The sequence below is a fragment of the Thermosporothrix hazakensis genome (assembly GCF_003253565.1).
In the GTDB taxonomy this organism is placed as follows: Bacteria; Chloroflexota; Ktedonobacteria; order Ktedonobacterales; family Ktedonobacteraceae; genus Thermosporothrix; species Thermosporothrix hazakensis.
In genome coordinates this window covers 21,354-36,675 of the sequence record NZ_QKUF01000016.1, presented here as the reverse complement: position 1 = coordinate 36,675, position 15,322 = coordinate 21,354, and the positions used below count along the sequence as shown (strand labels likewise).

The window sequence follows — 15,322 nt, the reverse complement described above, 5'->3', positions numbered from 1 at the left end:
AGAAAGGGAGGAGAAAGATGGAGCCTGTAGCAATTGTCGGGATTGGATGTCGGTACCCGGGGAGGGCCAATAACCCCTCTTCTTTATGGCAACTTCTGATACATGGCAAGGATGCAATTTCACAAATCCCGGTTACGCGCTTTGAAACGCGGGGATTGTATCATCCCCAACCCGGGACCGCTGGCAAGATTGCATCTGATAAAGGTGGCTTTCTTGAGGATATTGATCTGTTTGATGCCAATGCCTTTCACATCACACCTCGTGAGGCCCCTTTCATTGATCCACAACAGCGTCTCCTCCTGGAACTTGCCCGGGAGGCGCTGGACGATGCGGGACAGGTCATCAATGATCAGAAGGTAGGGGTCTATGTCGGGATATGGACAGGTGACTATGAGGATCAGATGTTTGCGGCAACCTCTGATATCAACCTCTATATTACGACCGGGGGAGGGCGTTACGCAGCCGCAGGCCGTATCTCCTATGCGCTGAACTTACAGGGACCCAGTATGGCTATCGATACCGCCTGCTCTTCTTCGCTGGTCGCAGTTCATCTAGCCTGTCAGGCGTTGCGTAACGGTGAGTGTGCAATGGCACTTGCGGGCGGAGTCAATGTAATCTTGCAGCCACATATTACCATCGGCTATTCTCGTTCCAGAATGCTCTCACCTGATGGACACTGTAAGTTTGGTGACGCGAGAGCAGATGGGTATGTGCGGAGCGAGGGTGCGGGTATGGTGCTGCTTAAACCCCTTTCGGCTGCGCTTGCAGACAGAGATGACATCTATGCCGTGATACTGGGCAGTGCCATAAACAACGATGGACAACGCGGTCACTCACTGGTTGCTCCCGGAGTCCAGGCGCAGCAGGAGTTATTACGTGAAGCCTATCGTGCAGCAGGGGTCTCTCCTGCCGAAGTCCAATATGTGGAGGCACACGGCACCGGGACAAGCGTTGGCGATGCGACCGAGTTACAGGCCCTGGGCCTGTTTCTGGCCGATGGCCGCAAGCCAGAACAGCCCTGTTATATCGGCTCCATCAAGACAAATATCGGCCACACTGAAGCCGCTTCCGGAATCGCAGGCATTATCAAAGCAGCGCTCAGTCTGAAGCATGGAATCATTCCACCCAGTTTGCACCATCAACAGCCAACTTCTGCCCTTCCCTGGGAAGATTTGCCACTTCGCATTTCAACATCGCCCATCCCATGGACGGGACAGCGTCGCATCGCGGGCGTCAACTCTTTTGGCGTGACCGGTACAAATGCACATGCGGTTCTGGCAGAAGCACCTGTTTCCCCACCGATAGAGCAGCGGTCTCGACGGTTCTTTTTACCCGTCACCGCACATTCCTCGCAGGCTGTTTCAGAGGTTGCAAGGCAGTGGGCGCAATGGCTAACGGAGGATACCGCGCTCTCCCTCGCTGATTTCTGTTATACAGCAAGCCGGAGAAGGACACAGCATGCTTATCGCCAACTGATCACCGGAACCACAAAGGAAGATGTGATCTCAGCTCTGCTTGAGCTTGCCCAACAGCCTCTTGAGCAGGATGAACAGACTACACCCTCTGGAATTGTTTTTGTCTTTCCCGGCCAGGGAGGACAATGGCCCGGCATGGCGCGTTATCTGCTGGAAACAGAGCCAGTATTTAAGCAAGCAATGGAAGCATGCGAGCCTTTTATCCAGAAATACAGCCACTTCTCGCTGTTGGCTGAATGCCTGGCACCGCCAGAACAGCCCACGTCTCAGGCGATCGATATTGTTCAGCCAACTCTTTTCGCGCTAGAATACGCTCTGGCTGCCCTCTGGCGTTCCTGGGGCATCGAGCCAACCGCTGTTATCGGCCATAGCATGGGCGAAGTCGCAGCGGCCTGCTGTAGCAACATTCTGACGCTGGATGACGCTGCCCGAATTATCTGTTTACGGAGCCAGCTGCTCCGCCGAATCAGCGGCAAAGGGGCAATGGCCTTGATCGAAGTCGGCATAGAGCGAGCGCGGCAGGCCTTACAGGGCTATGAAGACCTTGTGGCAATTGCAGCCAGCAACAGCCCAAGCACAACGATACTCTCCGGTGATACAGCGGCACTCAATACCATTGTTCAACAGCTTCAGCAGAAAGGCGTCTTCTGCCGGTTTATCAAGGTAGACGCAGCCTCACATAGTCCACAGGTCGATAGTCTCCGGGAGGACTTGCGGCAAATGCTTGCCCCGCTTCGGCCACGTTCAGCTCAGATCCCTTTCTATTCAACCGTGACAGGAAACCGCTGCCTCGGCTCTGAACTCGATGCAGATTACTGGGTTCACAATCTAAGAAATCCGGTACTCTTTGCGCAGACCGTTCAGAGCTTGAACCAGGTTGAGAACACCATCTTCATTGAAATCAGTCCCCATCCTGTTCTGCTTACCTCGTTGAGGGAAACAACAGGCACCTCTCACACAAGTATCCCCTCTTTCTATCGCGAGAACCCAACAGCGCTCTACCGGTCATTGGGCACACTTTACAGCATGGGCTGCCAGCTCAACTGGCAACAGCTCTATCCCGAGGCAGGGAATCATGTTCACCTCCCGCCCTATCCCTGGCAGCGTCAGCGCTTCTGGTTCAGTGATGTTCTGCCCGCGTCCAATGCATCTATGCAGCAGAGCCATAAACAACATGGTTTGCTCGGTCAGCATTTTGAGGGAGCGCTTCCAGCCAGAAGCCACTACTGGGACATTCCGGTTTCGCCCGAGTTTCCCATCTATCTGCGGGATCATCGGGTACGAGAGAAGGCACTACTACCAGCAACGTTCTATCTGACGCTTGTGATGGAAGCATTAGCCTCATTATCGCAGGCAACACCATATAGCATAGAGCAGATGGAGATCAAAGAAGCGCTCCTGCTATCTGAGGCAGTGACGCGCTCTCTTCAATTGTTGCTGTTACCCACAGGCGAGAAGTGCTATAGCTTTAAGCTTCTCAGTTGTCGGAAGGGTGAGGAAAGAGCGCAATGGGTTTGCCATGTACAGGGAAACATCCGTGTCACAGTACAACATAGCTCCTCATCTGAGCCTTTCACACCACAACGCTCTCATCCGCAGCCAGCAGAAAAACTCTACGATCTTCTACAGAAACATCAGCTCTTCTACGGGCCTGCTTTCCAGACAGTAAAACAGTACTGGCAAGGTGAGCGGTCTACTCTCGCGGAGCTTCACGTTGTCGAGGAGTCACAAACCGCTTCTCCTCACCCGGCCTTACTCGATGCAGGGTTGCAGCTCGCAGTTGCAAGCTTCCTGAAAGCTTCTGATGACGCCACATATCTCCCTGTGAGCTTTGAGCACATACACATCTATCGGACCGATAGTCTACCGCATTGGTGCCGGGTACACTCCAGCAACCATACAAACCATGCCGCCCGCCACGATGGGGCCACCTCTGATACGGAGAAAGGCGATATTACGTTCTATGATGTCCACCGGCAACCGCTCCTTGAAATGAAAAATGTCAGCTTCCAGCGAATTCAAGGGATGCAGAAACATATTCCTCTGGGGTTGCTGTATAATCTTGAGTGGCACCCGTTTACACCCTCTCCTCCTTCAGCGTTGCCTGCCGGGAAGTGGCTGCTTCTGGCAGATAACAGCGCAGTGAGTAGACAACTGTGTACACATCTGGAAGCACAGGGAGAACAGTGCCATATTGTATCGCTGACAGAACACCTCCAGCTTGCAGGTGAGAACCCCGCCGCCTACCGGGATCTCCTGGCAGAGTTCGTTACTCAGGAGCAATGGAGTGGCATTATTCACGCCTGTATCGATGCTTCAGACGAAACAACACAGAGTAGCTACCTGAGTCTCCTTTTCCTGATTCAAGCATTGCATACGCTTTCTCTGGCATCCACACCCCGTCTCTGGGTTTTATCGCAAGGCGTTCCTCTTCTGCCATCAGATTCCGGAAACGCCCTGGCTCAGGCATGCACCTGGGGTTTGACCCGCACGATTCGCCTGGAGTACCCGAATTTACGGGCCAGCCTTATTGATCTCGGCAACAATGCAAAGCTTGAGCTATGCAGCAATCTTCTCCTCTTCAATGCCTCTGAGGATGAATACGCTATTCGCGAGGATACAGTATATGTGCCACGCCTTCAACTAAGCGCAAATACAGCCAGCCCACAGCAACCCATCAGAGCAGATGGACGTCCATTTATGCTCGTTCAGACCAAAGAGGGAACGCTTGACGGGTTAGCGTTGCACGAAACCCGCCGACAGAAGCCGGGCCCGCAGGAAGTAGAAATTGAAGTGCTGGTTGCAGGGCTGAATTTCCGCGACGTGCTAAAGGCTCTTGGTCTGTATCCCGATACCGGGGCCCATACCCTGGGTGATGAATGTGTAGGACGAGTTGTCGCAGTTGGAGAGCATGTAACCGAGATTCAACCCGGTGACGAGGTGCTGGCTGTAGCCAAACATTGTTTCGGTACACATGCACTCGCTGATGCGCGGCTTGTCATTCCCAAACCCGCCCATCTTCTCCCGGAAGAAGCGGCTACCCTACCTGTCGCCTTTATTACAGCCTTCTATGCGTTAAACGTGCTTGCCAGACTCCAGGCAGATGAGCGTATCCTGATTCATTCAGCAGCGGGAGGCGTAGGATTAGCAGCCGTTCAACTCGCACAGTTAGCGGGAGCAGAGATCCTCGCGACTGCCAGTAGTGCTGAAAAGCACTCCTACCTGCAATCACTGGGTATTCGTCATATCCTGGATTCTCGCTCCCTTTCTTTCGTCAACGAGGTAAGGGAGATAACAGGTGGTCAGGGGGTAGACGTTGTATTCAATTCTCTGGCCGGAGATTTTCTTTCTGCCAGCCTCTCGCTCCTTGCTCCAAATGGACGTTTTCTCGAACTGGGCAAGCGCGATGTGTATCAGGACATGAACCTGAACTTGAGCACTCTGAAGGAGAACAAGGCATTTTTTGTTGTCGATATGGAACGGCTCTGGCGCGAAAAGCCCCTTTCTGTCCGTTCGCTCTTGCTGGAACTGAAGCGGCTCGTTGAGGAAAAGCAATTGCATCCTTTGCCTTATCGTGCTATACCCATCAGTCGGGCTACCGATGGCTTCCGCGAAATGGCCCGGGGAAAGCATATCGGCAAATTTGTGCTCACTTTCCAGAATAAAGATGTTATGATCAGCCCGCTCCCACAGAAACTGTTCCGGGCAGATGCCAGCTACTTAATCACGGGAGGCACCGGAGGACTGGGCCTGGCCTTTGCTTCCTGGATGCTCAAAGAGGGGGCACGCACCATTATTCTGGCCAGTAGAAGTGCCGCACAGACAGAAGTACCAGCAGCGCTTCTAACCGAGGCCGAAGCTGTAGGTGGGCGGATTCAGCCCATTCAGACCGATATCACGGTCGAGAAGGAAGTTAGCGCACTCTTCCAGCAGATACAACAACATGCGCCACCACTACGTGGCATAATCCATGCTGCCGGTTTACTTGAGGATCAGACGCTCTCTGGCCTGACCCCTGACCATTTCACTCATGTGATGGGTCCGAAAGTAGCGGGGAGCTGGTTACTTCATCAGCAGACCCACCATCTGACATTAGATTTCTTCGTACTCTGTTCTTCAGTAACCTCTGTTCTGGGTTCTCCCGGTCAGGGGAACTATACAGCAGCAAATAGCTTTCTTGACGCTCTGGCTCATTACAGAAGGGCTCGTGGTTTACCTGCACTCTCCATCAACTGGGGCCCCTGGGCCCACATTGGTCTGGCAGCCGCGGAAAAGAGACGGGGCGAAAGGCTTGCGCAGCAGGGACTTGGAAGTATCCTCCCCGAGGAAGGATTGCAAATCTTGAGGTATCTGCTCGAGCAAAAACCGATCCAGGCCATTGTTATGCCTCTCGATGTGCAGAAATGGGACAGCGGCCATCATCACCCTCTTTTCCAGTTGCTTTTGAGCCAGGGCAAGCAACCAGATCCGGAAGAGCCAGGAGTGCGAGACGTCCTGTTAGCCTCTACAGGGGCGCGAGCCGTCCATATTCTGGAAACACTTATTCGTGAGCAGGTCACGAAGATTCTTCATCTGGATGGGAACCGGCTCGGTAGAGCAGTTTCGTTACGTACGCTTGGGATTGACTCGCTTATGGCACTTGAACTCAAGAATAGTCTGGCAGATATACTGCACCTTCCCCTGCCAGGAACACTCATTTTCAATTATCCGACCATTGCATCACTGGCGCAACACCTGCATACTCTTCTGCTGGCAGAAAAGGAAGCGACGCCTTCACCATCAGAAGGGAGTGTGAAGCCAGAGGAACAGAGCCCCTCAACAATAGATGAGGAGCAGATCAGCCACCTCTCAGATGAGGAGGTAGAAACACTCCTACTTCAGGAGCTAGCTGACCTTGAATAGCGTTCCCGCTCCAGAGAAAAGGTGCTCTTGAGATTACAGGCTATCTCTTCCTTGACGCTCACATCCGAATCGGGACCAAAGCGCACAGGGACCTCTTGCCGGCAGTGTTCCTGTGCGCATCACTTCGTGATCGAGCCTCCTGCCCTTACCCGGCGGCTCAAAGAAAAAGCCCGAATATCATTCAAAAGCAGATCTGATGTGTATGGGCCACAAACGATGTCCAATGCCTTCAGTCATCCAGCGTGATACCGCTCTGTTATCATCCAGACCAGCAGAGCCAATAAGCAACCCTGTCTATTTACCTGTTTTTCCGGTATCTCGCTTCCGTTTCGCGTTCATAGCCAGATGATGGGCGCCCTGGCCTTTCCACGATATGCAGCCGTACCAGACACACAGGAACACCTCGAAAATGATCTTCAAAAACGGGCTAAAAAGCCTCTGCCTTCAGGAAGGGGGATACCAACAATCGCTAAAAGCGAGACAACGACAAGAAGCGGTGGGCTGCTCATCTATTCTGAAAACCGGAAGAAGGAGACAGCCCCCACTGGTTCCCGAAGAGACGCACGCAAAATCAGCCCGTCCCGCTTCCCAGAGCAGTATATGGATGAAGGGGACTTACTCTTTCGCCTATCTGGAGTCTATCGCGAAGAGCAAAGAACAGCATTGGAGTCAGCAGATTCCTACCTATCGCAGCAACACCTACACTCACTTCCTCGGTGCTGAGCAGCAAGACGGGAGCCTCGTCTGTTGCTCAGTCTCATCGTGACGGCCTCCCTGCGATAGGCGTACGCCCGTTTTTCGCTGTTCCTCTCTCTGATGCACATTCAGCGATCGGCCAATCCCATGATCCGGGAATAGAGCGCGATCAATGTAGCTCCTCATACGAGAGAGAGCGCGCGATGAAGATCCATCTCCATTGTTAGTGGTAACAGCAACCGGGGAAACAGGTAGGCGTACGCCAATCACGACCAGGATATGTACGAAAACGATAGCCAGTGCGTCGGCGTCACGGCCAGAGCAGCGCCTTGATGGCTCGACGCTCGTCCATCGCACGGTAAGCCTCAGCAACTTGCGCCAGAGGCAACTGCATATCAAACACCTTGCCGGGATTGATTTGCCTCTTCCAGATTCGGTCAATGAGGTCCGGCAGGAAGCGGCGCACCGGAGCTGGGCCACCATGCAGATGGATCTCTGAGAAGAACAACTCATCTCCATCCAGCTTTACATCATGGGAGACGCCGACATATCCAACAGAGCCCCCGGGCCGCGTGGAGCGGATCGCTTGCAGCATCGCCTCCTGTGTGCCCACCGCCTCGATGACAGAATGTGCACCGAGTCCGTCGGTAAGTTCCTTGATCTTCTCCACACCCGCATCACCACGTTCAGTGACGATCTCGGTCGCGCCGAACTCGCGGGCCAGCTCCTGGCGTTTCGGATGGCGACTCATCGCAATGATCCGCTCAGCGCCCAACTGTTTGGACGCGAGCACGGCAAGCAACCCGACAGCTCCATCACCAATGACCACCACGGTCTTACCCGGCCCCACATCGGCGGCAACGGCTCCAAACCAACCGGTCCCGAGCACGTCGGAGGCGGCCAGCAGTGATGGGATCAAGTTCTCATCAGGCCTGCCCGGCGTGGCAACCAGGGTGCCATCAGCCAGCGGAATACGGGCCAGCTCGGCTTGTGTGCCGATCGTCTGCGACACGAACTCGCCATGGACACAGCGAGACTGATAGCCCGCCCTGCAAATCTCGCAGGTGTTGTCGGAGGTAGCAAACGAGCCAACAACGAAATCACCTGCCTTGATGTTTTTGACCTCGGAACCAACGTCCTCGACAACACCAACGTACTCGTGCCCCATTGGCTGAGGCTGGCTAAACGGCTCAAGACCACGATAGGGCCACAGATCGGACCCACACACGCAGGTCGCTACTATCCGGATAATTGCATCTGTTGGTTCGATGATCTTCGGGTCTTCGCGCTCCTCGAAGCGCACATCCCGAGGACCATAAAGCAACGTTCCTCGCATGACACATCTCCTCCATAAACGACGCTCATCAGCACAGGGTGGGGATAAGCGTCCAGTTAGCTGCTACGAAAGACCTTCCTGGCAACAGCCATCGCAGACATGGCTTTGGGCCAGCCAGCATAGAAGGCAAGGTGAGTGATGACCTCGATGAGTTCCTGTTCACTCGCACCGTTCTCTATCGCAAGTCCAAGATGGTGGACGAGTTGCTCTGTGCTTCCGCTGGTCACCAGGCTTGCGACTGTAATGAGGCTACGATCTCTCGGTGAAAGTTCCCGACGCTTCCAGACCTGCCCGAACAAAACCCCGTCCGTGTACTCCACCAGAGCAGGCGCAAAATCCCCGAACATCTTTTCGGCGCCCGAAGGTTCCTTATTTGCTGTCATTATCCTTTTATCCTTTCTGCTTCATCAGTCGATTTACTCATGCTTTTGAGTATAGCTCTACGCGGGAGAGCAGGATTGGAGATGGAGTGTTTCGCCCTCTGCTCACACCAGATGCTCCCTGGCCGCTTCTCCTCAAGAGGGCCTCAGCACCGCCAGTCACCGCACAATGCCAGACCTATCGCTTGCCCGCGGTAGACTCTTCCTTCTGAAGTCCAGTCGTTATCTTCTCCATAGTAAGCCATTAAAAAACCCTCTACGACTCACGTACCGCCCATGAAAAAGGTAACGATTAGACTGGTGTTTCTGTTCTATTGATGACCGACGATAGAATGCGGCACATACGGATCTTCCAGAAAGGCAACCTCTTCCCCGCTCAGGTGGACATCGAGCGCTCCAACGGCATCCTCCAGATGTGAGATCCTGGTTGCTCCGATGATCGGGGCCGTTACTGGCTGTTTCTGCAATAACCAGGCAAGCGCAATATGCACGCGCGGAACCCCCCGTTTCTCCGCGATGTCTGCCACCCGCGAAACAACCTGTTGATCGGTTTGGGCGGTCGCATCGTACTTGCTTTTCGCGATCTGATCGGTTTGGGAACGAAGCGTACTTGTCCCCGACCAATCACGTGTCAACCTGCCAGACGCCAGAGGGCTATACGGGATCACTCCAATCTTTTCCTCGCGGCACAGCGGCAGCATTTCTCGCTCCTCTTCACGGTAGATGAGGTTGAGGTGATTCTGCATCGAGACGAAGCGAGTCCACCCATGCTTCTCGGCAACATACAGTGCTTTCTGGAACTGCCAGGCGAACATAGCAGAAGCTCCGATATAGCGAGCTTTACCAGCCTTCACCACGTCATGTAGCGCTTCCATCGTCTCCTCAATGGGAGTCTGGTAATCCCAGCGATGAATCTGGTAGAGGTCTACATAATCGGTTCCAAGTCGTTTGAGGCTGTGATCAATCTCGCTGAGAATTGCCTTGCGCGACAGTCCGGCACCATTGGGACCGTCATGCATTTTGCCGTGTACTTTGGTGGCAATGACGACCTCATCCCGATTGGCGAAATCCTTCAAGGCGCGCCCTAGAATCTCCTCACTTCTGCCGATCGAATAGACGTTCGCCGTATCGAAAAAATTGATCCCCAATTCCAGGGCTTTCCTGATAATCGGCCTGCTCTGTTCTTCATCCAGCACCCACTGATGCAGCCACCGGTTTGCGTCCCCGAACCCCATGCACCCCAGGCAGATACGCGACACATCTAACCCGGTATTGCCAAGCTTCGTGTATTCCATATATGCACTTCCTCTCATTCTGCTTCTTTACACAGACGGCATCAATCTCAATGTGGTCTCACGCGCTTGTGGAGCAACCATCGGGTCAACATAGGTCGCACTGTAGCGCCTGTATTTCGCTTGATACGCTACATCTATCGCAGTATTAAGTTTCTTATCACGGCTCGCATCTATACATATCACATTCTTTGTGACGCCCCCAGCCTCAACCCGCCCCTCGGGCCGCCGCTGGAGGTGACGGAACCAGGCTGTTTCACGCCCCCGATACGCCCGCACATACAGATCACCACCCACTCGAACGACCCAGATAGTGACGGGCTTTCTCAATGTTCCATCCTGCTTGAAAGTCGCGAGTTGCAGTTCATCCGCCGCACCAATGTGTTCAAGCTCTTCGGGTATCCAGTTTGTCATAGCAGAACCTCCTTCCGGACACAATAACATCTTTATCAATTGGGGCTCCTCTCATACTGCTTCTCCTTCAGAATGCCCGCTACACGGTACTGGCGAGCATCACCCCCTTTGCTACAGAGGCCCCATCCATTGCGAACAGCCAGGAGAGCAGGCGAGAGAAGCGATCGCCGGGAGCTTCTCATATGGCAGATCCTACCTCTACGCTTCGCCCCGATATTGCTCGTCGCTTACCGGTTCCATCCACTCAACCGTTTTGCCGTCGAGCCGCTCCTGAATAGCGATATGTGTCATGGCGGTCGTAGGTGCAGCCCCATGCCAATGTTTCTCTCCCGGTGGAAACCAGATCACGTCTCCCGGATGAATCTCTTCAATCGGCCCCCCCTCGCGTTGTACCCGACCGGAGCCAGCCGTCACAATCAGCGTCTGACCGAGTGGATGCGTATGCCAGGCCGTTCGCGCACCGGGCTCGAAGGTCACACTGGCCCCGGATACACGTGCCGGATTGGGAGCCTCGAAAAGGGGATCAAGGCGAACCACGCCAGTAAAGTATTCAGCCGGCCCTTTGCCAGATGGTTGCGAGCCGCTTCGTTTGATCTCCATATGTTCCATTCTCCTTCTTGAAGAAAAGTCCAGCTTCTGTGATCCCGGTGGATCCTCTCACTGATTAGTATAGACAGCCTGAAGCAGAGAGTGATAGAATAATTCTTGAAAATGATTGGCTGATTCTCCAAAATGGTCAAACGACAGGGCAAACACCAGAAAAGAGGCAGCAATGACAGTGATCATGAACCGGCAGGAAGAACGCGAGGCGATCATCCTGCAAGCCTATCGCGAGGAACTGGTTGAGCGGATCGAGCGCGTCATCAGTTCTGATGGATCCGTCCAACCACTTCAAGGTCTCCACCTGTACCGGCACTCTGTGCCTCTCGAGCGTGTGTACAGCGTCGTTGATCCGTCGGTGTGTGTGGTTGCTCAGGGAAGCAAAGAATTCCTCCTCGGTGAGAGCCGTTACCGATACGACCCTTTTCACTATCTTCTCGCAACGGTTGAGCTGCCCAGTATCGGCCAGATCCTCGAAGCCTCGAAAGAGCGGCCATTTCTCGGTCTCCGCCTCTCTCTTGATCCCGCTATGGTCAGTTCGGTCTTGCTCGAAGCGGGTTACGTCCCTTCAAGTAAGCCTTCAGGAGTCAGAGCCATTGATGTCAGTGTCCTGGATACGAAGCTGCTGGAAGCGACCCTGCGTCTCACCAGGCTTCTGGACACTCCCGCCGAAGCACCTGTTCTCCAGCCGCTGATCATGCGAGAAATCGTCTATCGGCTCCTGATCGGAGAACAGGGGAGCCGGCTTCGCTACCTGGTAACAACTCTGGGAGAGGGAGCTTCTCCCATCGCGAGAGCGGTTAAGTGGCTCCATCAAAACTTTGACCAACCATTGCGTGTTGAAGAGCTTGCCCACGAACTGGGCATGAGCGTTTCGGGATTTCACCAGCACTTCAAAGCTGTCACTGCGCTGAGCCCCCTGCAATTCCAGAAGCGGCTGCGGCTACAAGAGGCACGACGGCTCATGCTTTCAGAAGATCTCGACGCTGCCAGCGCGGCCTATCGTGTAGGCTACCGGGATCCATCCCACTTCAATCGAGAATACAAAAGCCTCTTCGGAGTGCCTCCAAGGCGCGACGTGCAGCGGCTACGAGAAGCAACCCTCCCTTAAACGTCCCGAGGAGCGGAAAAGCTTCACCTAACGCATCAGTTTCCTATACAATCCGGCATGGCCTCAAGTGCCGATGCTGTGGTCTCGTTTACATGAAATCGTCCCCTATGTCCGTAAGGGCCTCCACTCAAACGCCATCAGGAACGGGACATTCCCGAAGAGCAGCAGAAGGCTCCAGCCAAGCGACACGATAAAACACAGCAGTCAGGGAGCAAAGGGCACTAGTGGCACCATATACTGTAGCGCCACGACAGGATAACTCACCCGAACGTTCCAGAGAGCGCAGAATGTCAGCAACACAACCGCCACTACACTCAAAAAAGGGGACGCTCGTCTCAAACCTCGATAGAAGCGCTCTTCCTCCTCCGGATGGTGTGCATAAGCAAAGCAGAGGCTGACCAGCATGCCCAGAGCAAAATCTTCCCAGAACTTGCCCTCCACGCCAAAGAATAGAGCTCGAATCACCTGTAATCCTATTGAAGTGGTTGCCTCTTCCTGCGTAAACTGTTTTCCCGCAAACCGAATCAGCAGTCCCACAACAATAATCTCGATGCAAGCAATGATCACTCCAATAAGGCACCCGCGAACTATACAATATGTCAAGCTGATCAGCGCATGCCTCTTGCGATGAAGGGGAGCAAGAGAGAACTGTCCTTCAATGGCCAATGTCCAGAAAGGAACATTGATGTGCTGGAAGGTCGCTTGAACAAGCGTCCCGGAATTGACCATCCCTTCGTAACAAAGAGGAGTCCATCCGATACCCACAGCGAGAGCACCGGCACGCTCAGCGATACAGTACCCCTGTCACGTTCCGCGTCGTCTTCTTCTCACTCTTCTTCCCGACGAGACACATCCCATTATTCCTGGCACTCCTTCTTTGTCCACCCCCATATAATGGAAGCAGACTGAGAATCTGGAGGCCCGAAAAAGCAGCGAGTTTCTTCCCTCCCCGCCGCTCCTGTGATCGAGGGAGAGAGAGAACATGGTCCAGTGCTCTTAATAATTGTTATTCTCTGATAATAACATCAGACAGTTCATTACCGCCATTTCAGAAAATACATTCTTTCAATATGCTTCACACTCTAAGACTGGCCAGGTGGTCAACATGCTGCCATTACACCAATATCTATATGGGTAGCCTGTGTGCATAAAGAAAGTGCATTTCCAACGATCGAAGGGGGTTCTCGTCTATGCATGAATTTCCTATCCTTACCAACATCACCGTAGCTCTTCTTATTGCCCTTATAGGAGGATGCATCGCGCGTCTTATCAAACTCCCGCCAATCGTTGGCTATTTGCTGGCAGGGGTCATTATCGGCCCGTTCACGCCGGGCTTTGTTGGTGACATTCACACAATTCAGGAACTGGCAGAACTTGGCGTTATTTTCCTTCTGTTCGGGGTGGGCCTGCATTTCTCTCTTGAAGACTTATGGGCGGTGCGCGACATCGCGATCTGGGGCGCCCTGTTCCAGATGATATTATCAACATTCATGGTCCTGGGGCTAACCACGCTCTGGGGTTGGAGCTGGCCGGCAGGCCTGGTAATTGGCCTTGCCGTCTCTATCGCCAGTACTGTTGTGCTCTTGCGAAACCTGATGGATCATGGCTGGTTGAACACGACGCATGGACAGGTAGCGGTGGGCTGGCTGGTCCTTGAGGATCTGGCAACGGTCCTGATCCTGGTGCTGCTTCCCGCGTTCTTTGCGAAGACAGGCCAACCGGTCTGGCAGGCGGCAGGGCTTGCAATCCTCAAGACTGCGGCATTTGTCATCTTGATTTTGCTGGTCGGAAAGAGAGTGATTCCCTGGTTACTGATACGGATTGCGCACTTTCGCTCGCGGGAGCTGTTCATTGTGACGATCATCGTCCTGACACTGGCGATTGCGGTAGGCGCAGCCTCGTTTTTCGGTGTCTCTCTGGCACTTGGCGCATTCCTTGCCGGTGTCGTCGTCCATGAATCGGCCCTCTCGCATCAGGTAGAGGTTGAAATAGAGCCGTTGCGCGAAATGTTTGCAGTCCTCTTCTTTGTCTCCATCGGGATGCTGGTTAATCCACATATGTTGCTACAACGGCCCTGGGAGGTGCTGGCCCTGACCGCCATGATTATCCTGGGGAAAGGGGTGATAGTGCTGTTCCTGGGCCTTTTCTTCAAGCGTTCGGCGCGCACGGTGCTGGTTGTGGCGGTGGCATTAAGCCAGATCGGTGAGTTCTCGTTCCTGCTCGGGCAAACAGGGATGAGGCTACAATTGATACATCAGGATCAATATTCGCTCCTGCTCACCGGGGCGCTGATCTCGATTACGCTCAATCCGCTGATCTTCCATCAATTGCCGCGAATCGAACAAGTATTGCGCAAGATTGGCCCGCTCTGGTCGCGCCTGGATACGTATGCTCCGATCCAGCAGCCGATCAGCGAGAGCCTGCACGATCATGTGGTGCTGATCGGCTATGGACGCGTGGGCAAGCGAGTGGTCGATGTATTCTCACGTCTGCAAGTGCCTCTCCTGGTCATTGAGCTGGATGCAGGCGCAATCACAGAATTGCAACAGCGAGGCATCCCCTCTCTATTCGGGGACGCGGCGAATTCGGATATTCTGGACGTCGCACGTTTGAAACAGGCCAAAGCGGCAGTGGTCACCATCCCCTCTGGCATAACGATTCTCAGCGTTGTGGCAACCATTCGCCAGATCGCTCCGGAGGTGCCGGTATTGACACGCGCCGCGAATGAGGAGAACGCAAAACAGCTTTTTGAGCTTCAGGCAAATGTGGTCATTTACCCGGAGATCGAGGGCAGTATTCAGCTTATCAATGATACCTTGCTGTACCTGGGGTATACAGAGCAGAGCGTACAAACCTGTATCGAGACTGTCAGAAAAGTATTTGATGATTATGTGGCGAAACGGCCCGTTGAACCAGCACTCGAAAGTCTGGAGAGGCACCACCTTGAGAAGCGCGGGGCAGGGTCATAACATCAGCCACACGCTTCTCTTTTGTGCACAAAAGCATAAAAAACAAGATACGTGGTGATTTTCACATCCTGACAGCATTGCGTGAAGAGGGCCGGGGATGAGTGGCAGGCAATCAATTCGCGAGAAGCAGGGCCCGCTCGTCTATCC

The 15,322-nt window shown here is 53.9% G+C and carries 9 protein-coding genes; 3 read left to right on the top strand and 6 right to left on the bottom strand.

What is annotated here, in order from left to right; genetic code table 11:
- The first annotated feature begins 17 nt into the window (after positions 1–17).
- Positions 18–6,377, top strand: coding sequence for a type I polyketide synthase (locus EI42_RS19805; protein ID WP_111324374.1), 6,360 nt, complete (start codon positions 18–20; stop codon positions 6,375–6,377).
- A gap of 1,006 nt (positions 6,378–7,383) precedes the next feature.
- Here the strand turns inward: EI42_RS19805 and EI42_RS19795 are convergent.
- The 5 genes from EI42_RS19795 to EI42_RS19775 form a co-directional block, all read right to left on the bottom strand.
- Entirely contained in the window at positions 7,384–8,409 is a 1,026-nt protein-coding gene (locus EI42_RS19795; RefSeq protein ID WP_111324372.1) for a zinc-dependent alcohol dehydrogenase family protein, read from the bottom strand.
- Between the two features lie 56 nt (positions 8,410–8,465).
- Positions 8,466–8,792: a carboxymuconolactone decarboxylase family protein gene (locus EI42_RS19790; protein ID WP_111324371.1), complete on the bottom strand. Its 327-nt coding sequence runs from the start codon at positions 8,790–8,792 to the stop codon at positions 8,466–8,468.
- Positions 8,793–9,100: 308 nt separating this feature from the next.
- The gene (locus EI42_RS19785; RefSeq protein ID WP_111324370.1) at positions 9,101–10,084 is read right to left on the bottom strand and encodes an aldo/keto reductase; all 984 of its coding nucleotides are present in this window, start codon (positions 10,082–10,084) and stop codon (positions 9,101–9,103) included.
- A 27-nt stretch (positions 10,085–10,111) separates the two neighbouring features.
- Positions 10,112–10,495, bottom strand: coding sequence for a DUF2255 family protein (locus EI42_RS19780; protein WP_111324369.1), 384 nt, complete (start codon positions 10,493–10,495; stop codon positions 10,112–10,114).
- A gap of 198 nt (positions 10,496–10,693) precedes the next feature.
- Positions 10,694–11,095, bottom strand: coding sequence for a (R)-mandelonitrile lyase (locus EI42_RS19775; protein WP_111324368.1), 402 nt, complete (start codon positions 11,093–11,095; stop codon positions 10,694–10,696).
- A 172-nt stretch (positions 11,096–11,267) separates the two neighbouring features.
- On the opposite strand from EI42_RS19775, the gene EI42_RS19770 reads away from it, so the two are divergent.
- The gene (locus EI42_RS19770; protein WP_111324367.1) at positions 11,268–12,206 is read left to right on the top strand and encodes an AraC family transcriptional regulator; all 939 of its coding nucleotides are present in this window, start codon (positions 11,268–11,270) and stop codon (positions 12,204–12,206) included.
- Between the two features lie 204 nt (positions 12,207–12,410).
- Here EI42_RS19770 and EI42_RS19765 read toward each other — a convergent pair whose 3' ends face one another.
- Positions 12,411–12,773 (bottom strand): hypothetical protein, encoded by a 363-nt coding sequence (locus EI42_RS19765; protein ID WP_137686432.1) that lies wholly within the window; start codon positions 12,771–12,773, stop codon positions 12,411–12,413.
- A gap of 623 nt (positions 12,774–13,396) precedes the next feature.
- Between EI42_RS19765 and EI42_RS19760 the strand changes: the two genes are divergently transcribed.
- Positions 13,397–15,175, top strand: coding sequence for a cation:proton antiporter (locus EI42_RS19760; protein ID WP_111324365.1), 1,779 nt, complete (start codon positions 13,397–13,399; stop codon positions 15,173–15,175).
- The last annotated feature ends 147 nt before the right edge of the window (positions 15,176–15,322 follow it).

Bases quoted from the DNA above. Each gene is read 5' to 3' on its own strand.
- EI42_RS19790 (WP_111324371.1), bottom strand. From the start codon at position 8,792: ATGACAGCAAATAAGGAACCTTCGGGCGCCGAAAAGATGTTCGGGGAT.
- EI42_RS19795 (WP_111324372.1), bottom strand. From the start codon at position 8,409: ATGCGAGGAACGTTGCTTTATGGTCCTCGGGATGTGCGCTTCGAGGAG.
- EI42_RS19780 (WP_111324369.1), bottom strand. From the start codon at position 10,495: ATGACAAACTGGATACCCGAAGAGCTTGAACACATTGGTGCGGCGGAT.
- EI42_RS19760 (WP_111324365.1), top strand. From the start codon at position 13,397: ATGCATGAATTTCCTATCCTTACCAACATCACCGTAGCTCTTCTTATT.
- EI42_RS19805 (WP_111324374.1), top strand. From the start codon at position 18: ATGGAGCCTGTAGCAATTGTCGGGATTGGATGTCGGTACCCGGGGAGG.
- EI42_RS19775 (WP_111324368.1), bottom strand. From the start codon at position 11,095: ATGGAGATCAAACGAAGCGGCTCGCAACCATCTGGCAAAGGGCCGGCT.
- EI42_RS19785 (WP_111324370.1), bottom strand. From the start codon at position 10,084: ATGGAATACACGAAGCTTGGCAATACCGGGTTAGATGTGTCGCGTATC.
- EI42_RS19770 (WP_111324367.1), top strand. From the start codon at position 11,268: ATGACAGTGATCATGAACCGGCAGGAAGAACGCGAGGCGATCATCCTG.